At 75.3% G+C, this 18,536-nt stretch carries 16 protein-coding genes; 4 read left to right on the top strand and 12 right to left on the bottom strand.

The window, feature by feature from the left end:
* Positions 1-161: 161 nt before the first annotated feature.
* Together K7G61_RS08080 and aceB are read left to right on the top strand one after the other, a co-directional pair.
* Entirely contained in the window at positions 162-803 is a 642-nt protein-coding gene (locus K7G61_RS08080; protein ID WP_225845991.1) for an NTP transferase domain-containing protein, read from the top strand.
* A 127-nt stretch (positions 804-930) separates the two neighbouring features.
* Positions 931-2,550 (top strand): malate synthase A, encoded by a 1,620-nt coding sequence (aceB, locus tag K7G61_RS08075; protein WP_225845990.1) that lies wholly within the window; start codon positions 931-933, stop codon positions 2,548-2,550.
* 51 nt (positions 2,551-2,601) lie between these two features.
* Here the strand turns inward: aceB and K7G61_RS08070 are convergent, their stop codons facing one another.
* From K7G61_RS08070 to uraD, 4 genes are read right to left on the bottom strand one after another with little or no spacing between them, the layout of a single operon-like run.
* Complete coding sequence (locus K7G61_RS08070) at positions 2,602-3,996, bottom strand: 8-oxoguanine deaminase (protein ID WP_225845989.1); 1,395 nt, start codon at positions 3,994-3,996, stop codon at positions 2,602-2,604.
* Positions 3,997-4,009: 13 nt separating this feature from the next.
* Complete coding sequence (gene pucL, locus K7G61_RS08065; RefSeq protein ID WP_225845988.1) at positions 4,010-5,002, bottom strand: factor-independent urate hydroxylase; 993 nt, start codon at positions 5,000-5,002, stop codon at positions 4,010-4,012.
* 4 nt (positions 5,003-5,006) lie between these two features.
* The gene (uraH, locus tag K7G61_RS08060) at positions 5,007-5,420 is read right to left on the bottom strand and encodes a hydroxyisourate hydrolase (RefSeq protein ID WP_225845987.1); all 414 of its coding nucleotides are present in this window, start codon (positions 5,418-5,420) and stop codon (positions 5,007-5,009) included.
* Positions 5,417-5,929 carry a 2-oxo-4-hydroxy-4-carboxy-5-ureidoimidazoline decarboxylase gene (uraD, locus tag K7G61_RS08055; RefSeq protein WP_225845986.1) on the bottom strand — a complete coding sequence of 171 codons (513 nt, stop codon included), beginning with the start codon at positions 5,927-5,929 and terminating at the stop codon, positions 5,417-5,419. The genes uraH and uraD overlap by 4 nt, the downstream gene beginning before the upstream one ends.
* Before the next feature lie 88 nt (positions 5,930-6,017).
* Between uraD and K7G61_RS08050 the strand changes: the two genes are divergently transcribed.
* The gene (locus K7G61_RS08050; protein WP_225845985.1) at positions 6,018-6,491 is read left to right on the top strand and encodes an SRPBCC family protein; all 474 of its coding nucleotides are present in this window, start codon (positions 6,018-6,020) and stop codon (positions 6,489-6,491) included.
* Positions 6,492-6,538: 47 nt separating this feature from the next.
* On the opposite strand, the gene K7G61_RS08045 is transcribed toward K7G61_RS08050, so the two are convergent.
* The 3 genes from K7G61_RS08045 to K7G61_RS08035 form a co-directional block, all read right to left on the bottom strand.
* Positions 6,539-6,928, bottom strand: coding sequence for a helix-turn-helix domain-containing protein (locus K7G61_RS08045; protein WP_225845984.1), 390 nt, complete (start codon positions 6,926-6,928; stop codon positions 6,539-6,541).
* Entirely contained in the window at positions 6,925-7,173 is a 249-nt protein-coding gene (locus K7G61_RS08040) for a hypothetical protein (RefSeq protein WP_225845983.1), read from the bottom strand. Before K7G61_RS08040 ends, K7G61_RS08045 begins: the two co-directional genes overlap by 4 nt.
* A gap of 62 nt (positions 7,174-7,235) precedes the next feature.
* Positions 7,236-8,528 (bottom strand): amidohydrolase, encoded by a 1,293-nt coding sequence (locus K7G61_RS08035; protein WP_225846105.1) that lies wholly within the window; start codon positions 8,526-8,528, stop codon positions 7,236-7,238.
* A gap of 311 nt (positions 8,529-8,839) precedes the next feature.
* Between K7G61_RS08035 and K7G61_RS08030 the strand changes: the two genes are divergently transcribed.
* Positions 8,840-9,025 carry a thiazolylpeptide-type bacteriocin gene (locus K7G61_RS08030; protein WP_372440957.1) on the top strand — a complete coding sequence of 62 codons (186 nt, stop codon included), beginning with the start codon at positions 8,840-8,842 and terminating at the stop codon, positions 9,023-9,025.
* 107 nt (positions 9,026-9,132) lie between these two features.
* Here K7G61_RS08030 and K7G61_RS08025 read toward each other — a convergent pair whose 3' ends face one another.
* From K7G61_RS08025 to K7G61_RS08005, 5 genes are read right to left on the bottom strand one after another with little or no spacing between them, the layout of a single operon-like run.
* Entirely contained in the window at positions 9,133-11,100 is a 1,968-nt protein-coding gene (locus K7G61_RS08025; protein WP_225845982.1) for a TOMM precursor leader peptide-binding protein, read from the bottom strand.
* A complete protein-coding gene (locus K7G61_RS08020; protein WP_225845981.1) occupies positions 11,097-11,852 on the bottom strand; it encodes an ABC transporter permease in 756 nt (251 codons plus the stop codon). The genes K7G61_RS08025 and K7G61_RS08020 overlap by 4 nt, the downstream gene beginning before the upstream one ends.
* Complete coding sequence (locus K7G61_RS36900; protein ID WP_308190603.1) at positions 11,849-14,311, bottom strand: ATP-binding cassette domain-containing protein; 2,463 nt, start codon at positions 14,309-14,311, stop codon at positions 11,849-11,851. The genes K7G61_RS08020 and K7G61_RS36900 overlap by 4 nt, the downstream gene beginning before the upstream one ends.
* A complete protein-coding gene (locus tag K7G61_RS08010; protein WP_225845980.1) occupies positions 14,308-15,390 on the bottom strand; it encodes a lantibiotic dehydratase C-terminal domain-containing protein in 1,083 nt (360 codons plus the stop codon). Before K7G61_RS08010 ends, K7G61_RS36900 begins: the two co-directional genes overlap by 4 nt.
* Entirely contained in the window at positions 15,387-18,527 is a 3,141-nt protein-coding gene (locus tag K7G61_RS08005) for a lantibiotic dehydratase family protein (protein ID WP_263984062.1), read from the bottom strand. Before K7G61_RS08005 ends, K7G61_RS08010 begins: the two co-directional genes overlap by 4 nt.
* Positions 18,528-18,536 lie beyond the last annotated feature (9 nt).

The following is an 18,536-nucleotide window of genomic DNA, read 5'->3' as shown; positions in this document are numbered from 1 at the left end:
CCGTACCGCGGAACCCCGCCCGCACCCACCCGTACCGCGCCTGCCGCGACACGGCCCGACGATACCGGAATCCGCCCTCCCGGCAGTGCCCGGCGGCGGTCGGGCCGCGCGCCGCGCACCGGGTCGTTCCCCCCGCGCCGCACTCGCGGTATGCAGGAGGGATGGAGACCCAGGGCGAGGTGGCCGGGCTGCTGCTGGCGGCCGGCGGGGGGCGGCGATTGGGGGGCAGGCCGAAGGCGTTGCTGCCGTTCGGCGGGCGCCCGCTGGTCGAGCACGCGGTGCGCATGCTGCGCGCGGGGGGCTGCGGTCCGGTGCACGTGGTGCTGGGCGCGGCGGCCGACGAGGTGCGCGCGCGGGCGGACCTGACGGGCTGCGTGCTGGTGGACAACCCGAGCTGGGAGAGCGGCATGGGCTCCTCGCTGCGGGCCGGGCTGGCGTCGCTCGCGGGCGCCGCGCGGCGGCCGGAGGCGACGGTGATCAGCCTGGTCGACCAGCCCGGCGTGGGCGCGCGGACCGTCGCGCGGGTCCTTGCCGCGGCCCGCGCGGGCGACGACCTGGTGTCCGCGCTGGTGTCGGCGATGTACGACGGGCGGCGCGGCCATCCGGTGCTGGTCGGGGCGAGCCGCTGGGCGGGGGTCGCGGGCAGCGCGGGCGAGGACCGGGGGGCGCGCACCTATCTGCGCGAGCACGCCGAGCAGACGGTCCTGGTGGAGTGCGGGGACGTGGGCGACCCCGCCGACATCGACACTCCCGCCGATCTGCGGCTCCTCGCGGCGGCGGCGCAGCGTGCCACAAAACGTTGAAGTTCCGCACTGCGAAAACTATGCTCCACCATGCAGATGCGGCCGTTTCGCGCCCGCGCGGCGGCATCCGTGCCGCCCAGTGGCCGCGGCGGGCGCCCGGCAGCATCCCCGTCGAGGAGTGACAGCCATGTCCGCAAGCGCGCCGTCCCCGGCCGTCGTCAGCCGGGCCGCCGGGCCCGTCCCCCGCTCCGAGGAGGTGCTCACCCCGCAGGCGCTGGCCTTCCTGGCCGAACTGCACCGCCGCTTCACCCCCCGCCGCGACGAGCTGCTGGCGCGCCGCCACGAGCGGCGGGCCGAAATCGCCCGCACCGCGACGCTGGACTTCCTGCCGCACACCGCGCACATCCGCGAGGGCGACTGGCGCGTGGCGCCGGCCCCGGCCGCGCTGGAGGACCGCCGGGTGGAGATCACCGGGCCCACCGACCGCAAGATGACGGTCAACGCGCTCAACTCCGGCGCCAGGGTCTGGCTCGCCGATTTCGAGGACGCCTCCTCACCCACCTGGGAGAACGTCATCGGCGGCCAGATCAACCTGATCGACGCCTACGAGCGGCGCATCGACTTCACCTCCCCCGAGGGCAGGACGTACGCCCTGAAGGACGCGGCCGAGCTGGCCACGGTCGTGATGCGGCCGCGCGGCTGGCACCTGGACGAGCGCCACCTGACCGTGGACGGCGAGCGGATCCCCGGCGGCCTGGTCGACTTCGGCCTGTACTTCTTCCACAACGCCCGCAGGCTGCTCGACCTCGGCAAGGGCCCGTACTTCTACCTGCCCAAGACCGAGTCGCACCTGGAGGCGCGGCTGTGGAACGACGTGTTCGTCTTCGCCCAGGACCGGCTGGGCGTGCCGCGGGGCAGCGTCCGGGCCACCGTACTGATCGAGACGATCACCGCCGCGTACGAGATGGAGGAGATCCTCTACGAGCTGCGCGAGCACGCCTCCGGGCTCAACGCCGGCCGCTGGGACTACCTGTTCTCGATCGTCAAGAACTTCCGTGACGCGGGCGCGCGGTTCGTGCTGCCGGACCGCAACGCGGTGACCATGACGGCGCCGTTCATGCGCGCGTACACCGAACTGCTCGTGCGCACCTGCCACAAGCGCGGGGCGCACGCGATCGGCGGCATGGCGGCCTTCATCCCCTCCCGGCGCGACCCGCAGGTCAACGAGCTGGCGTTCCAGAAGGTCAAGGCGGACAAGGACCGGGAGGCCGCCGACGGCTTCGACGGGTCGTGGGTGGCGCACCCCGACCTGGTGCCGATCGCCCGCGCCTCCTTCGACGCGGTGCTCGGCGAGCGCCCGCACCAGAAGGACCGGCTGCGCGAGGACGTCCACGTCACGGCGGAGCAGCTCATCGACATCGCCTCGCTGGACGCCCGCCCGACCTTCGAGGGCCTGCGCGGCGCCGTCCGGGTCGGTATCCGCTACATCGAGGCCTGGCTGCGCGGCCACGGCGCCGTGGCCATCTTCAACCTGATGGAGGACGCGGCGACCGCGGAGATCTCCCGCTCCCAGATCTGGCAGTGGACCGACGCCGGCGTGGTCTTCGAAGGCGGCGAGAAGGCCACTCCGGAACTGGTCCGCCAGGTGGCCGCCGACGAACTGGTCGCCATCCGCGACGAGGTCGGCGAGGACGTCTTCGCCGCCGGCAAGTGGACCGAGGCGTACGAACTGCTGCTGCGCACCGCCCTCGACGCGGACTACGTGGAGTTCCTGACGCTGCCCGCCTACGAGCAGTTGACCGACTGACGCCCCGTTCCGGCCCGCGCACCCGCCCACCGGGTCCGGGCCGGCCGCCCGTCAGTCCAGGCCCGCGAGCCGGGCCAGCCGCCGGCTCTGCGCGCGGGCCAGCCGGGCGATCGCGTCCTCGTCGCCCCGGGTGAGCCGGCCGTTCTCGACCACCGGTTCCCCGCCCACCAGGGACAAGGTGACGGGGGCGGGGGCGCCGAGGACCAGCGCGGCCACCGGATCGGCGATCGACGAGTGGCCGAGGCCGTCCAGCCGCCACAGCACGAGGTCGGCGAGCTTGCCGGGTTCGAGGGAGCCGGTCTCGTGCGCGCGGCCCAGCACCCGCGCGCCGCCGTACGTCCCCAGGCGCAGCGCCTGGCGGGCGGTGAGCGCCTTCTCGCCGCCGCCGAGGCGGCCCACCAGCAGGGCGTTGCGCAGCTCGGTGTGCAGTTCGCCGGACTCGTTGGAGGCGGTGCCGTCCACGCCGAGCCCGACCGGGACGCCCGCGGCGAGCATGTCGGGGACCCGGGCGATCCCGGCGGCGAGCCGGGCGTTGGACGACGGGCAGTGCGCGACGCCCGTTCCGGTGCGGGCGAAGGCGGCGATGTCGGAGTCGTTCATGTGGACGCAGTGCGCCATCCACACGTCGTCGCCGAGCCAGCCGGTGGACTCGAAGTAGTCGGTCGGTCCCATGCCGAACAGCTCGTGGCAGAACTCCTCCTCCTGCACCGTCTCGCTGCCGTGGGTGTGCAGCCGCACTCCCTTGCGGCGGGCCAGCACGGCGGACTCCCGCAGGAGTTCGGTGGACACCGAGAAGGGCGAGCAGGGCGCGGCGGCGATCCGCAGCATCGAGGCGAAGGACGGGTCGTGGTGGGTGTCGATGGCCCGCTCGGTGGCGAGCAGCGCCTCCTGCGTGGTCTCCACCGCGAAGTCCGGCGGGAGCCCGCCGTCGGACGTGCCGCGGTCCATCGAGCCGCGGGCGGCGGTGAAGCGCACTCCCAGCTCGGCGGCGGCCCGGATCTCGGCGCCCAGCAGGTCGCCGGAGCCGCGCGGGAACACGTAGTGGTGGTCCATCGCGGTGGTGACGCCGCCGCGGACCATCATGGCCAGCGAGGCGGAGGCGGCCGCGTACACCATCGGCTCGTCGATCCTGGCCCACGTCGGGTACAGCTCCACCAGCCAGTCGAACAGGTTGCTGTTCTGCGCCAGGCCCCGGGTGAGCCACTGGTAGAAGTGGTGGTGGGTGTTGACCAGGCCGGGGGTGACCAGGTGGCCGGTGCCGTCGATCCGGCGGGCCACGCCGGTCAGGCCGGCGGGGGCGGGCCCCGCGCCCACCGACTCGATCAGGCCGCCGGCGACGACCACGTGGCCGCGGGCGTGCTCGGTGCCCGCGGCGTCCACGGTGGCCACGGCGGCGTTCTCGATGACGAGACGCCGGGGAGGGACGTGCGCGGTGTGCTCGGTCATGCCGGGCGCCTCCTCAGTCCGTCACCGGGATGCCGGCCTCGGCCCCCGCGCGCAGCACGGTGCCCTCGATGAGGCCGTACGGGCGGTCCGCGGCGAAGTACACCTCGTTGTCGTTGTTCAGTCCGAACGGTTCGAGGTCCACCAGGAAGTGGTGCTTGTTGGGCAGCGAGAGCCGCACCTCCTCCACCTCGGGGCGGTGCTCGACCACCCGGGCGCCCATCGCGTACAGCGTCTGCTGGAGCGACAGCGAGTACGTCCCGGCGAACGCCGCCAGCAGGTGGCCGCGTATCCGCTCGTACGAGGCGTCCCAGTCGGGGGCGGGCCGCTCGCCGGCGGTCCAGCCGTAGCGCCAGCGGGCGGTGACCTCGGTGGCCAGCACGCGGTCGCCGGTCTCCCGCAAGGTGGTGTAGCGGTCCTTGGTGAAGCCGCGGAACTGCGAGTCGGTGGTGTTCATCACGACCAGGTCCTTCAGGCCGGAGATCACCCGCCACGCCCGTCCGTCGAAGGCGACCTCGGTGGTGCGGGTCTCGCGTCCGGCCCGGACGAACGAGTGCCGGGGCCGGTCGGGGGCCTCGTCGTCACCGTCGCCGTCGCCGTCGGGCAGGACGCGCTCCCAGGCGTACTCCTCGATCCTTATCCGGGCCCGGTGGATGGCCTCCTGGCTGGTGACGAAGTGGCGGGCGAGGTGGACGGCGAACGCCTCGGGGGACGCCGTGCCGTACTCCCTGGCGAAGGCGAAGACGGTGTTCTTGGCCGTGTCGGTCGGCAGGACCTTGGCGTTGTCCCCGCTGTAGTGCACCTCGTCCATGTCGCCGGACAGGGCGACCGAGACGTTCAGGTCCCGGACGTGGTGGGTGGCGCCGTCGCGGACGACCCGTACGACACGGGTCTCGGCCTTGCCGTACTGGTTCTGCCCGAGGTACGCCGGGCGGCCGGCGGGGGCGTCCGAGGGGCCGGGGCCAGGGCCGGGAGCGGAATCGGGATCGGAATCGGAAGAGGCTGTCATCGTGCTAGCTCCCTCTGTACACCGAGTAGCCGAACGGGCTGAGCAGCAGCGGTACGTGGTGGTGCTCGCCGGGCCGGACGGCGAAGACCACCGCCACCTGCGGGAAGAAGGCCCCGCCGCCCTCCGCGCCATGGCCGGTGCGGCCCGCGGCGAGGTACGGCTCGACGGCGAAGTCCAGCCGCGCGTGGGCCGTGCCGGCCGGCAGCGCCGGGAAGTCCGCGCAGCGCCCGTCCCCGTCCGTCCTGGACACGGCGTGCGGCGTCCAGGCGGCGTCGGGGCCCGGCCGTACGGACAGTTCCACGGCGACACCCTCGGCGGGGCGGCCGGCGCTGGTGTCCAGGACGTGGGTGGAGACCGAACCCGCGCCCGCGGCCCGGGCGGAGCCGGTCGGGGCCGAGCCGGTCGGGGCGGCGGTCATGACGGGTCCTCCTGCGGGGTCCGCGCGAGCCGGGTCAGCCGGATGCGGTTGATCCTTCCCAGTTCGGTGCGGACGATCTCCCGCTCGGTGTCCGCGTCGTTGCCGATCCGCTCCTTCAGCGCGGCCAGCATCTGCTCGCCGGTGCGCCCGGTGGCGCAGATCAGGAACACGTGCCCGTGGACCTCCTGGTACGCCAGGTTCAGCCGCAGCAACTCCTCGCGCTCGGTGTCGCGCACCCCGCTCTGCTCCCGCGCCGAGACCGCGTCGCCGTCCTGGGGGCGGCCGATCGGCGGATGGCCGGCCAGCGCCTCGGCCAGGTCCGCGGGGGTGAGCGCCGCCAGGGCGGTGTCGCCGGCCGCGAGCAGGTCACCGAGACGGGCGTACGGCCGGCCCCGCGCCACCGCGGCGGCCCACCGCGTGCTGGCGCACACCTCGCGCAGCAGACCGGTGGCCGCGGCGCCGCCGGCCCGGTTGAGCCGGAACAGACCCGGCGGAAAGCTGGAGGTCACCCTCGCAACGTAGAAGGCGCCGCGACGGGCGTCAACAGTTTGTTGAAAAGCTGCCGTGGGGGCGGTGACCCCGGATTAGTGTGGGCGCATGTACACGACCCGGACCTCGCGGCACGTCGGCGCGCCGCCCGCCGCCGTCTACCGCGCCCTGCTGGACCCCGAGTCCGTCGCGCGCTGGCGGGTGCCGGACGGCATGAGCGCCCATGTGCACGAGTTCGACGCCCGGGTGGGCGGCGCGTTCCGCGTCACCTTGACGTACGAGGCGCCGGACGCGGCGGGGAAGACGGGCGCGCACAGCGACACGTACCACGGCCGCTTCACCGAGCTCGTGCCCGGCGAGAAGGTCGTCGAGGAGCTGGAGTTCGAGACGGAGGACCCCGGGCTCCGGGGGACGATGACGATGACCACCGCACTGGCCGCGGACGGCGGCGGCACGCGGGTCCTCGTCGTCCACGAGGGCGTCCCCGACGGCGTGCCGCCGGCGGACAACGAGACGGGGACGCTCATGGCGCTCGGCAGGCTCGCCGCGCTTGTGGAGGCGGGCGGCGGCCGGCTGCCGTGAGCGGCGGGGCCGCCCTGCGCGCGAGGCGGAAAGGCGCGCGGGAGCGGTCAGGAGCCCTCGCGCGGCGGGTCCTGAGCGCGCTGGGCGTTCTCCCGGTTGAGGTAGTTGTAGACGGTGAAGCGGCTGACGCCGAGGGCGGCCGCGGCGGTCTCGACGCCATGGCGGACGGTGAAGGCGCCGCGCTCCTCCAGGACGCGCACCACGTTCTGCTTCTCCTTGCGGCCGAGTCGCGCGAGCGGGCCGTGGCGGCGTTCGAGGTCGGCCAGCAGGTGGTCCAGGGAGTCGGCCAGGTGGGGAAGGCGCACGGCGACCACGGGCCGCCCCTCCCACTGGAGGACCACGTCGTCGGCCCGGGCCTCGGCGGGCGGCACCATCTCCGCGCCCATGGCGTCCACCAGCGGCTTGACGGCCTCGGCGAAGGGGTGGGCGGCGGTCATTCGGCGTCCCCGCCGAGCGCGTTGACCTGAAGGGTCACCCTGGTGGCCCCGGCCGCGAGGGTGCGCCGCAGCAGCTCGCCGACCGCCGCGATCACGGCGTCCGCCGACCCCTCCGCGGTGTTGCCGAAGGGCCCGACGTCGACCGCCTCCAGCGTGCCCTCCACCAGTTCCCGCGCCACCCGGGCGTGCGGCGGCGGCTCGTCCAGGTCGAACGGCTCGGTCGTGAACTCCAGCTTCAGTCTCATCGGGCCCCCACGGTGGCTGCGTGCTTCGGCCCTCCACCGCGGAGGGCGACCGCGAGGCGACCCTAACCGGCCCCCGCCGGGCCCGCGAGGTGCGCCCGGGCGGCCACCGCGAGCGCGGTCACGCCGGTGCCGAGGGTCAGCCGCACATGGGGCAGGAAACGCGGGGAGTGGTTGCCGGGCGGCGCGGCGAGGAGGCGGTCCGCCCCGTCGCCCTCCTCCCGGCCCGCGCCCCTTCCGTCGCCCTCCCCCCGGCCCGCCCGCGCCCATTGCCGCGGGCCGACCGAGCCGAGCATCCAGTAGCCGGTACGTATGCCGGTGACGCCGTGCACGCCCGCGCCGGCGTCGCCGAACAGCGGGAAGTCCTCCGTGGCCATCGACGGCTGCCAGGGGCCCACCCGTGGCGCGCCGAACGCCTCCTGGTGGGCCCGGCGCACCGCTTGCGTCACCTCCGGGTCGTTGACGGTGACCCCCGACCGCGACAGGACGCGGACCTCCGGCTCGCGTTCCGCGCCCGAGGCGGCGGACTCGGCGCGCGCGATCCGGCGTACGGCGGCCAGCGCGCGGTCCACGGCCCTGGCGGAGAACGCCCGGACGGTGACCTCCAGGGTCGCCGCGTCGGGGATGGTGTTGCCGGCGCCGCCCGCCCTGAGCGCGCTCACGGTGAGGACCAGCGGCTCGCCCGGGGCGGTCTCCCGGGACGCGACCGTCTGCAGGCGCAGGACGGTCGCCGCGGCGGTCACCACCGGGTCCACGGTGAGGTGCGGGGCCGAGGCGTGGCCGCCGCGCCCGTGCAGGACGACCTCCGCCGTGGCACTGGCGGCGAGCAGTGGCCCGTCCGCGTGCGCGACCATTCCGGCGGGCAGCGGCACGGTGTGCTGGGCCAGTACGACGTCCGGCACGGGCACCCGCTCGTACAGCCCGCCGGCCAGCATGGCCTCCGCCCCGCTCAGCGTCTCCTCGGCGGGCTGCCCGACGACCACCACCGTCCCCCGCCACCGCTCCCGCGCACCGGCCAGCAGCGACGCCGCCCCGGCCGCGCACGCCAGGTGGGCGTCGTGCCCGCAGGCGTGCATCACGCCCGGCACGGTGCTCGCGTACGGCGCTCCCGTGTCCTCCTCGACCGGTAGCGCGTCGAGCTCTGCGCGCAGCAGGACCACGGGCCCGGGGCCGTTGCGCAGCACACCGGCGACCCCGTGGCCGCCGATGCGGGACTCGACGTCGTAACCGGCGGCGGTGAGCCATCCCGCGAACCGGGCGGCGGTGCGCGCCTCCCGCCCCGACAGCTCCGGGTGCCGGTGCAGGTCCAGGTAGAACGCGGCGACGGACGGCAGCAGGGCCTCCGCCTCCGCAGGAATCGCGGGGGCCGCGGGCGTGGCCGGGGTCGCGGGAGCCGCTGGGGTCGCGGGAGCCGCGGGAATCGCGGGGGCCGCAGGGGTGGCGGGGACGGCCGCGGCGCCCGGGCTCCCGGGGGCCGCGGGCGTGGCGGATGTCTGCGGTGTGGTGCCGGTCAAGGAGCGCTCCGTCCCGAACGGTTGTGGCCGAAGGTTCCGGCCGCGTGACAGCGACATGCCAGCGATCGGCAGGCGGAAGTGACAGCGGACGCGCGTAGAAAGAGTCCGGCGGCCCCGGGCCGGGACCGCTCCCGCCGTCGCAAAGGAGTGTCACCATGGCTGACATCAAGATGGACGCGCCGCTCGCCTCGCTCGCCCAGGAGATCCTGGAGCTGGAGTCGGAGACCTTCGAGATCACCGACTACTCCGACGCCAGCGAGGTCATGCTCGGCTCCTCGACCAGCTGCTCGTCCACCAGCACCTGCTCCAGCACCACCAGCACCACGAGCTGCACCGCCTGATTCGCGGCGCGTGCCGTGGTCCGCACGGCCGGCGAGGAGCCGGGCCGTGCGGGCCGCGACCCCGCGGCCCGCACGCAAGCCCGCGGCCGTCGCGGGGATCCGCGCCCTCACGGGAAGGGGTGCGGCACCCGCCGGACCTCCTCCTCCCGCAGGTCGTCGGGCCGCAGTCCGGCCCGCCGGAAGGCCGTGCGCAGCCGCGGCATGGTCAGCGCCCGCTGCCGGGTCCACCCGAAGTCGATCGGCAGCAGCCCGGGGACGAGGGTGCACACCGTACGCAGCCCCAGCCGCCGCTGCTCGGGCGTCGTCTGGTCCACCACGATCACGTCGAAACCGGCCCCGGTCAGGACGTCCCGCAGCCACAGCACGTCCTCCCGCAGGTCCAGGCCGCGCGGCCGCTGCCGCTGCCAGCTCGCGTACACCTCGGCGAGGGGACGGACGGCGGCCGGCTCCAGGTAGCCGCGCACATGGGCCTTCATGCGGGGCAGCCCGAACAGCGCCGCGTGGTCGGGCAGCCGCCGCACCAGCGTGAAGTCCTCGGCCATCGCGGCCAGTTCGGCCGGCCGCTCGGCGACCTGCCGGGGCAGGTGCGGCAGGTAGGTGAGGATCTCCGAGACCGCGGACTCCACGGCCGTCTCCGGGTCGAAGGCGGCTCCGGCGGCGAAGGCCAGCGTGCCCGGGCCGCCGTCGCGGCGCACCGCGAGCCCGGTGACGACCGGGACGGGCAGGTCGATCCGGTTGTCGTAGACGTGGACGTCGTAGCCGCACAGGGCGGCCCGGTCGGTCATCGCGCGCGCCACCGGGCTGCCGCAGGAGGCCAGGTCGATCTCGGTGAGCCGCGCGTCGCCGTACCAGCCGAGCAGGAAGGCGTCGCGCTCGACCAGTTCGAGCAGGCCGAACAGCACCGCCTCCTCCAGGCAGCTCCCGATCGCGCAGCCGTTGGAGCACTCGAAGACGAAGTTGTCGGCGTGGGTGCCGGCGCTGTAGTACGCCAGCCGGGCCGGCACCAGCACCGGGCGGTCGTCGCGCAGCGAGTGGCCGCGCACCCAGGGGATCGGGCGCGACGGGTCGAAGGGCGCGAGCACCGGGTCCCGGCGGTAGGTCTCCTCCGCGTACATCCCGCAGGTCCGCGGGTCGAGCGCCGCGTCGCCGAGGGTGTCGTACGACTCCACGATCAGCGGCTCGCGGTCGCGCCTGTGGGTGCCGGCGTAGCGTTCCAGCCCCTCCAGGAAGGCCAGGTCGCGACTGGCGGCGAAGGAGTTGGCCTGGCCGCTCCAGGTGACGTCGGTGAGCCCGGCGTAGCCGCGCATGAAGACGCTGCCCGCGACGGGGGCGGTGGTCGGCGAGGTCACGTCGTTCCAGGTACCGGCGCCGAGCACGCCGCACACCGGGTTCGCCAGCGCGTCGGTGGGCAGGGCGTATCCGGCCGGGGCGCGCAGCCGGTGGCGGTCGGCGGCGGGCTTGGGCCGCGGCACGAGCCGCGGCGGGGGCGTCCCGCCGGGGTCGCGGGGGTGGCGGTCGCACAGCGGCTCGGCGAGCAGCGGCACCGTGCGGACGTGGCCGGTCTCCAGGTCGTAGCGGGTGACGAGGGCCGGTCCCGCCGGATCGCCGCCGCGCTCGGGAGTCCGCGGCCCGCCGCCGAACGCCCATGCGTAGAGCCCCCCGACCGCGTCCACCGTCCAGTCGGGCAGCAGCGGCCAGGCGCCGGCCGCGGTGACGGCGAGCCCGGTCTCCAGTGCCTCGCGTTCGGTGCGGGTGCGCAGCCGCTGCCAGCGGACGGCCAGGCAGCAGCCGCAGGCCGTGTCCGCCTCGCGGTCCCGTCCGCCCCAGGGGCCGATCAGCACCGCGTCAGGGGTGAGGTGGACGGCCGCCGCGGCCCGGCGGGCGGCGAGGGGTTCCTCCTCGGGCCGCAGGAGGTCGCGTCCGCCGAGCACGGCGACCGCGGGCGCGGGCAGTCCGCTGCCCGCCGTCCGGGCGGCGAGCCGGGCCTCCAGGTCGCGCCCGGCGGCGTCCAGCGGCCCGGCCGCCGGCCGTTCCTGGCGCGGGTGCGGCGTCTGCGTGAGGGCGGGAGTCGTCATGTCCGGTTGCTCCAGCGGAAGGTCCGGGTCGCGAGGAGCCCGAAGAGCGCGGTGAAGGCGGCCAGGCCCAGGCAGTCCAGGCCGAGCCGGCCGAGGTCGTGGCGCCCGGCCAGGACGTCGGTGAGGCCGTGGTCGAGGTAGCGCAGCGGCAGCACCCACGACAGGGTGCGGATCCAGCCGGGCAGCAGGTCGGACGGGTAGAAGGAGCCGGACAGGAACGCCATCGGCACCATGACGCAGTTGGCGATCGCCGCGACCGCCTCCGGGGTGTCGGCGAGGCTGCCCACGACCAGCCCCATCGCGAGGAAGGCCGCGACGCCCAGGACGAGCAGCGGCAGTGCCAGCGGCCACGTCCCCGGCAGGTGCAGCCCGAACACCGGCAGCAGCGCGACCGCCGTGAACAGCACCGCCTGGGCCAGCCCCACCCCCACGGCGACGGCGAACCGCGAGGCCAGGACGGTGGGCAGCGGCGTCGGGGTGCGCCACACCAGCCGCAGGATGTCGTCGCGCCGCCAGTGCATCATGGCGAACGCCGGCCCGAACAGCGCCGCGTTGCCGACGCCCCACGACAGTACGCCGGGCGCCACGTAGTTGATGTAGGGCAGGCCGCCGTCGACGGACTGGCCGCGGAAGAGCAGGCCGAACACCAGCAGGAAGACCAGTGGGAAGGCGAAGGTGAAGAAGACGGTCGTCCGGTCGCGCACCGAGGCCAGGTACGCGGCCCTGGTGAGCGCTCCGTAGGCGGTGGTCATCGGCTGCTGTGCTCCGTCCCGGTCGCGGTGGCGGAGGTCATCCCGGCCGCGGGTCCCGTGGCTTCCGCGGCGGCGGGTCCGGTTGGGGCGGCGGCGGAGGCGGCGGGTCCGGCTCCCGGCGCTTTGGCGGCGGCCTCCGGCTCCGTTCCCGGCTCCGTTCCCTCGTCCGTTCCCGCCTCCGCGCGTGCGATCAGCCGCAGGTAGGCGTCCTCCAAGGTGGCGGTTCGGGTCCTGATCTCGGCCACGTCGACATAGGCGGCGAGCGCGACCAGCACCCGGTTGGCGGCCCTGGTCTCGATGACCATGTCGCCGTCTTCGGTCAGCACCCGGTCCACGTCCTCTACGGCCCGCGCCTGCTCGGGTGTCATGCGGCCGGCCGGGAGGAGCAGCCGGGCGGGCGCGGCCAGGGACCGTACCAGCGCCGCCGGGGTGTCCAGTGCGGCCAGCCTGCCGCCGGCGATGATCGCCACCCGGTCGCAGAGCGCCTCGGCCTCGTCCAGGTAGTGCGTGGTGCAGACGATCGTCCGGCCCTGGGTGCGCAGCCTTTTGAGGACGGCCCACAGCGAGCGGCGCGCCTCCGGGTCGAGGGCGGCCGTGGGTTCGTCCAGGAAGATCAGCTCGGGTTCGTGCACCAGGGCGGTGGCCAGCGCGAGCCGCTGCCGCTGTCCGCCGGACAGATCGTCCACCCTGCTGGACGCCTTGTCGCCGAGGCCGACCTCCTCCAGGGCCCGCCCGGCCGCGGCCCGGCCCAGGCCGTGCAGGGCGGCGACGGTCTCCAGGTGCTCCCCCGCGGTGAGCCGGGTGAAGAAGGCCGACGCCTGGGTCTGGACGCCGACACGGCGCAGCAGCGCGAGGTCGCGCGGCCAGGGCGACCGGCCCAGCACGGCGACCGTGCCCGCGTCCGCCCGCCGCATGCCCTCCACGATCTCGACCAGCGTCGTCTTCCCGGCCCCGTTCGGCCCGAGGATCCCGAAGAACTCCCCCTCGCCGACGCTGAACGACACCCCTTCCAGGGCGCGCACCTCGCCGTATCTCTTGCTCACGCCGTCGAGCACGACGGCCGGCCGCGACGGCCGGTGGGGTGTGGTCATGGAGCGGGTCTCCTCCGAGGGGGGTTCGGGAGTGCGGGCCGGGCCGTCCTCCGGGGGCGGGGCGCCGTCGCGGGCCGGGCCGTCCGCGACCGGCCGGGGCGGCGGCTGCGGCCGCTTGGCGGCGAAACGCAGGCCCAGCAGGCGCAGGACGGCAGCGACCGCCACAAGTGCCACGGGGAGGAACGCGCTGAACGCCCGCCAGCCGCCGGGGAGGGCCGCCCGTGCGGCGAGGCCCGCCCCGGCGAGGGCAGCGGCGGCCAGCAGGGCGCACAGGACGGCGTAGCCGCCGTACACCCAGCGGACGCGGACGGGGTACGCGGCGGCCCGCCGTCCGGCGCCTGGGCGGCGCAGGACGGCGGCGGCAAGCACGACCTTGGTGTACGTGCGGCTCTCCGACGCCAGGCGGAGGGTACCCAGGGCGTAGCCGAGCGCCTTGTAGCCGTCGAGCGGGGGCAGCGGCACCAGGTTGAACAGGGCCATGGCCGTGCCCGGCAGGATCAGGCCGCCGAAGAAGGGGGCGGCCTGGGCGGAGTCCGGCAGCAGCGCCCGCACGCCCCAGAACGGCAGCAGGAAGACCAGGTTCGCCGCCGCGCCCGCCAGCGCGATCGCGACCTGCCGCCGTCGCCGCCCAAGGAACGGCACGTCCTCCACCTCGCAGTAGAGATACGTCATGACGCCGGCCCACCGCCGCAGGCCGATCTCGCCGACCCGCAACCCGTACGTCCGCGCCACCAGGCCATGGGCCAGTTCGTGCAGCCCGAGACTGACCCACAGCACGACGCCCGCGGCGCACAGCGTGACGGGCTCGTGCCACAACCTCCGGGTGTCGTCGGCAAGTTCCCCGAACCGCACACCCTCCGCCGCCAGCAGCGCCGCGCACAGCGCCGCAAGGGCGGCGGCCACCGCCTTGTGGCGGGCGAACGCGGTGGCCGCGTGCAGCCGGTCCATGAGGGCGGGGGCGTCCGCCACCATGCGGGTGCGCCCGGACAGCCATCCGCCGCCTTTGGCACCGGGTCGCCGATCGCCGGCCGGCTCCATGGCGGCGGGTTCGGGTCCGCCCGCCAGCAGCCCCCGTACCGACAGCAGCCGCAGCAATTGCTGCCATTGGGCTTCGCCCAGACGGGAGCCGAAGGCGGCCGCGTACTGGGTGCCGAGGTCGGCCAGGGAGCGGGTCCCGTCCAGCCGGGTGATCAGGAAGTGCTCCTTGGCGCCGACTTCCATGCGGGCGCCGGTGGCGGGGTGCCTGATGAGGTGGACGGGGGTGGGACCTCGCATCAGGCGCGGGGTGACCACGAGGTCGGGCCGCACTCTGGGGCGCAGGGCGAGGAACGCGCCGGGGGTGCTCATGGCGCCGCCAGGGGTGCTCATGGCGCCGCCGAGGGCTGCGGCTCGCGCAGCGCGCGGGCGAGGACGTAGGACAGGTAGGCCTCGTCGCGGACGCTCACCGACAGGCGGTTGTTGGTCATGTGCATATAGGGCGACAGCAGCATGGGCAGCGCCTCGCCCGGCTCGCGGACGGTCAGGTCACGCGTCCCGTCCCACGAACGGAAGACCAGGTCGCCGCGCCGGGCCGCCTCGCTCACCCGGTCGCGCAGGTCGAGGCAGTGCTCGGCCCAGCCGCGCAGGAAGCCGGGCAGGCGGTCCGGCGCGGGGGCGGCGACCGCCTCACGGATGTCGGAGAAGCGGCGGGTCAGGGCCGCGTCCATGCTGCGGTACGCCCGGTCGTAGCCGTCGCGGGCGGTGAAGTTGGTGCCCGCGAAGGCCGCGTTCCAGTACTCGTGGTACCGGTCGAGGAAGCGCAGCAGCGCCTCTTGTTCGGGCACCAGGCAGCCGGCCATGGTCATCATCAGCTGGGCGGCGACGCCGAGCAGCACCGTGCGCAGGTGCAGGTTCATCGTCGCCGCCGCGTCCATGACCAGTTCGCTGGACCGCTGGAAATGCCATTCGGCCAGCTCGACCCCGGCGGGCCCGCCGTACTTGCCGTACTCCGGCTCGTACGGCTCCTGGCTGAAGGAGTTGTTGGGGCGCAGCCGCATGTGGCCGTTCTCGTCCACGTACGGTTCCCGCTCGCCGCCGGGGTACTCCAGCTCGAACAGCGTGTTGTACAGGTCTGCCAGGAAGCCGCCCTTGACCTCGTACAGGGCGGGTCTGCGGCGCAGGAACGCCTCGACGGCGGCCGTGGCCCGCTCGCGCACCTGTGCGGCGGCCGCGGGTGCGGCCGGGCGCAGCCGGAGGCGGATGTGCGGGCCCTCCAGCCAGTAGTTGATGAAGAACCAGCCGCTGAGGAGGCCGTCCCGGCTGAGCTCCGCGACCAGCGGGCGGACGCATTCGAGCAGGAACGGGCGGGTGCTGGCGGCGTAGAAGACGTGGTACGCCTGCCAGTGGCCGGGCTCGTCCGGCGTGCCCGGCCCGGGCCTGGCGTCCGGGCGGGAGGTCGGGTCGGTCATGCGGGTGTGTCCTGCCTTCCGGGTACGGGGCCGGGGGCGCCGTGCGGGCCGGGGGCGCGCTCGGAACCGGGGGCGGCGTGGCCGGCCGCCGGCGCGGCCTGGGGCGCGGGTGCGGGGGCGGCCTCGGGCGCGGGTGCGGGCGCGGGCACGATCTCGACGGCCAGTTCGGCGACGTGCCGGCCGCGGGCGGAGTGGACGTGCAGTTCGCTCTCGGCGGGCAGCATCTCCTCGAAGACGGTGCGGGCGGGACCCGCGGCGGTGAGCGCGTCGAGGGCGAGCAGCGACAGGGGGCTGTCGAAGTCGACGTAACTCGGCTTGGCGCCGGCGAACTCCGTCTCGCCGCCGTCGCCGTCGCCGCCGTGGACGGTCGCGAAGACCCGGTCCGGCAGCCCGTGGCGCCGCCGCCATTGCTGCCAGGCCAGGTAGAAGGCGGCGTCGTCCATGCCGGGTTCGCGCACGGGCGTGGCGCCGGGGGCGGCGGTCCAGCGGCGCCGGTGCACGACCAGGCTGCGGTAGCGGACGCGGGGCCGCACGGTCACGCCGTCGGTGGCGGGCCCCTCGGGCACACCGCGCCACATCTGCGGCTTGGCGCGGGAGGTCGGCGAGAACAGCAGCAAGGTGCGCGGGACCTCGGGCAGCACCATGGGGACGAGGTACCCGAGGTAGAGGGGGATCACCTCGCGTTCCAGGCGGCGGGAACGCAGCACCAGGCGGTCGGCACCCGGGTCGTGCTCGGCGTACAGGTCGTCCAGGTCGATACGGGCCGGCGCGGGCGCGGTGCTGGTCTCGCCCGGGCAGACGATCTCGTAGTCGGTCAGGCGGCCGTGCAGGTTGAGGTTGGTGGTCGCGGACCCGGCGGTGATCTCGGCGAAGACCGCGCCCGGCGGCTGCCAGGAACGCAGGGCGGCGCGCAGGTCGCCGGTGAGGTCGTCGCCGTCGCCGCGGCCCAGGGCGGGGTCGAAGCAGTGGGTGAAGCGGGTGAAGGGGAAACTCAGGCCGCCGTAGGAGTTGTTGAGCACGACCAGCGGGTCGTCCTCGCGGGCGGCGAGCTGGACGAAGTGGCTATGCGGGGCGAAGTGGGCTCGCACCGGGGCGAGTTCGGCGGTGACGGCGGCCACGGTGTCCTCGTCGATCCGCAGTTCCGCGCCGCCCTCCGGGTGCCGGGCCCACAGCTCGCGCATCCGGCGGGTGAACTCCGCGCGGGCCCGGTCGAGCGCGGTGACCTCGGGCATGCCCAGCCAGTTCTCCTCCGGCGCGTGGCTGCCGTCCGCCGCCCACCGCGGCTTGCCGGAGGTGAAGGTCAGGTACTGGGTGAAGATGTCCTCGTGGAAGTCGTGCACGAGCCGGAGCAGGTCGTCGCACCGGCCGCCGCGGCCGTAGCGGGCGAGGAAGAAGCCCTTGAGGGTGAGCCGCTGCGGCAGCGCGACGTCGAACGCCGGCAGGATGCCGGTGAGCGCGCGCAGGGGCTCCGCCGCCAGCCGTGTCCACGGTTCCAGGGCGGCGGTGACACCGTCCTCGGTCACGTCCTCGTACAGCAGCGTCTGCGGAAGCGACGGCGCCGAGGCGCCCAACTCTCGCTGGAGAGCCAGGAGGTCCTGGCGCAGCCCGGCCAGGAGGGTGCGGCGGCCGGCGGCGTCCGCGCGGGCGTACGCGGCGACCCGGCGCGCGGCGTCCTCCATCCGGTCGGCCGCCGCGTCGGCCCAGGGGCGCTCCAGCGCGCGCAGCGAGGCCTGGAACGCCCGCAGCGGATCGGGGGTGTGCACGTCGGTGTCCAGGCCGGTCATCTGCAGGATGCCCAGGTCGAGCAGGGTCGCGGGGTAGCGCGCCGCTTCCTCGGCGCTCGCCCCGGTGCGCTCCGCCAGCCACGCCTCCAGCTCCCCGTACCGCATCGGGCCGCCGTCCTTGAACCGGCTCAGCATCCCTTCGAGCGTGCCGCTGCGGCGCAGGAAGAACAGCCGGTCGTGGGCCGCGTCGAAGCTCACGGCCGCGCTGTCGTCGCCGGCGGTGACCGACCGGCGCACGTAGCGCACCCGGTCCTCGTCCAGGTCCCATCCGGCCGAGAGCGCCACGGGCAGGTCGGCCCGGCGTGCGGGGTCGGCCGCGACGAGTTCGGCGATCCGGGCCAGGACGACGACGTTGAGGCGGGGGTGGCCGGCCCACCGGCCGCCCAGGCGGACGGTCGTACCGGCCGGGGAACCCGGCGGCGGCCCGGCAGCCGCGTCAAGTGATGCGGGCGCGTCACGGGCAGCGGGCGCGTCACGGGCGGCGGGCTCGCCGAGGGATGCGGGCGCGTCACGGGCGGCGGGCTCGCCAAGGGATGCGGGCGCGTCACAGGCGGCGGGCTCGCCAAGGGATGCGGGCGCGTCACAGGCGGCGGGCTCGCCAAGGGATGCGGGCGCGTCACGGGCGGCGGGGACGGTCACGAACCGGCCCGCCGAGACCGCGGTGAAAGTGCTGAAGGGGCTGGTCTTGCAGGCCGTGCGGTACAGGTACGCCAGCAGTGACCGTTCCTTCCTGCGGGTCCGCTTGTCGGGTACGCGGACGGGCCCGGCGCCGTCCGCGCCGCCGGCCGCGAACGCGTCGATCCGGGCGTCCAGGGTCGGCGAGGCCAGGACCAGTCCGAGCCGCAGCCGCTCCTCCCGGGCCAGCCGCCGCAGCTCGCCCCGGGTGCGGGCCAGTGCCCGGTCCATCAGCGGGCCGCCCTCGTCCAGCAGTCCGGCGAGCCGCAGCCGCGCGTCCAGCCAGCCGGTGAGCAGGTCGCCGGTCGCCCCGCCGGCCCGGGCGGCCACCTCCCGGACCGCGCCCGGGTCGCGGGGCAGGCGGCCGTTGAACACCTCGCGCCGCAGGGCGAGGACGGCTCTGCGCTCGCGGTCGTCCGCCGTCGCCTTGACCAGGACGGCCAGCGGGTCGCTCAGCTCCGCGCCCAGGGCCTCGACCCGCTCGCGCGCGGCCAGGACCCGGTCGGCCCACTCCCGCGCCTCCGGCGCCCGCAGCCGGTGCACGGCCTCGACCGGCAGCCCGCCCACCCGCAGCATGAACCGGCGGTGCAGGTCCCCGGCGGGCGGCCGGGCGGTCGCGGTGCCGGAAACGCCGGGCGTCCGCGCGGTCGCGGCCGGGCGTGTGCTCAGCTCTGCCATCGCGGCCCC

Source organism: Streptomyces sp. HPF1205 (genome assembly GCF_020400825.1).
Taxonomy (GTDB): Bacteria; Actinomycetota; Actinomycetes; order Streptomycetales; family Streptomycetaceae; genus Actinacidiphila.
The sequence above is the reverse complement of the archived record's forward strand: the minus strand, read 5'-3'. Positions and strand labels throughout refer to the sequence as shown.

Bases quoted from the DNA above. Each gene is read 5' to 3' on its own strand.
- K7G61_RS08080 (WP_225845991.1), top strand. From the start codon at position 162: ATGGAGACCCAGGGCGAGGTGGCCGGGCTGCTGCTGGCGGCCGGCGGG.
- aceB (WP_225845990.1), top strand. From the start codon at position 931: ATGTCCGCAAGCGCGCCGTCCCCGGCCGTCGTCAGCCGGGCCGCCGGG.
- K7G61_RS08070 (WP_225845989.1), bottom strand. From the start codon at position 3,996: ATGACCGAGCACACCGCGCACGTCCCTCCCCGGCGTCTCGTCATCGAG.
- pucL (WP_225845988.1), bottom strand. From the start codon at position 5,002: ATGACAGCCTCTTCCGATTCCGATCCCGATTCCGCTCCCGGCCCTGGC.
- uraH (WP_225845987.1), bottom strand. From the start codon at position 5,420: ATGACCGCCGCCCCGACCGGCTCGGCCCCGACCGGCTCCGCCCGGGCC.
- K7G61_RS08050 (WP_225845985.1), top strand. From the start codon at position 6,018: ATGTACACGACCCGGACCTCGCGGCACGTCGGCGCGCCGCCCGCCGCC.
- K7G61_RS08045 (WP_225845984.1), bottom strand. From the start codon at position 6,928: ATGACCGCCGCCCACCCCTTCGCCGAGGCCGTCAAGCCGCTGGTGGAC.
- K7G61_RS08040 (WP_225845983.1), bottom strand. From the start codon at position 7,173: ATGAGACTGAAGCTGGAGTTCACGACCGAGCCGTTCGACCTGGACGAG.
- K7G61_RS08030 (WP_372440957.1), top strand. From the start codon at position 8,840: ATGGCTGACATCAAGATGGACGCGCCGCTCGCCTCGCTCGCCCAGGAG.
- K7G61_RS08025 (WP_225845982.1), bottom strand. From the start codon at position 11,100: ATGACGACTCCCGCCCTCACGCAGACGCCGCACCCGCGCCAGGAACGG.
- K7G61_RS08020 (WP_225845981.1), bottom strand. From the start codon at position 11,852: ATGACCACCGCCTACGGAGCGCTCACCAGGGCCGCGTACCTGGCCTCG.
- K7G61_RS36900 (WP_308190603.1), bottom strand. From the start codon at position 14,311: ATGAGCACCCCTGGCGGCGCCATGAGCACCCCCGGCGCGTTCCTCGCC.
- K7G61_RS08010 (WP_225845980.1), bottom strand. From the start codon at position 15,390: ATGACCGACCCGACCTCCCGCCCGGACGCCAGGCCCGGGCCGGGCACG.
- K7G61_RS08005 (WP_263984062.1), bottom strand. From the start codon at position 18,527: ATGGCAGAGCTGAGCACACGCCCGGCCGCGACCGCGCGGACGCCCGGC.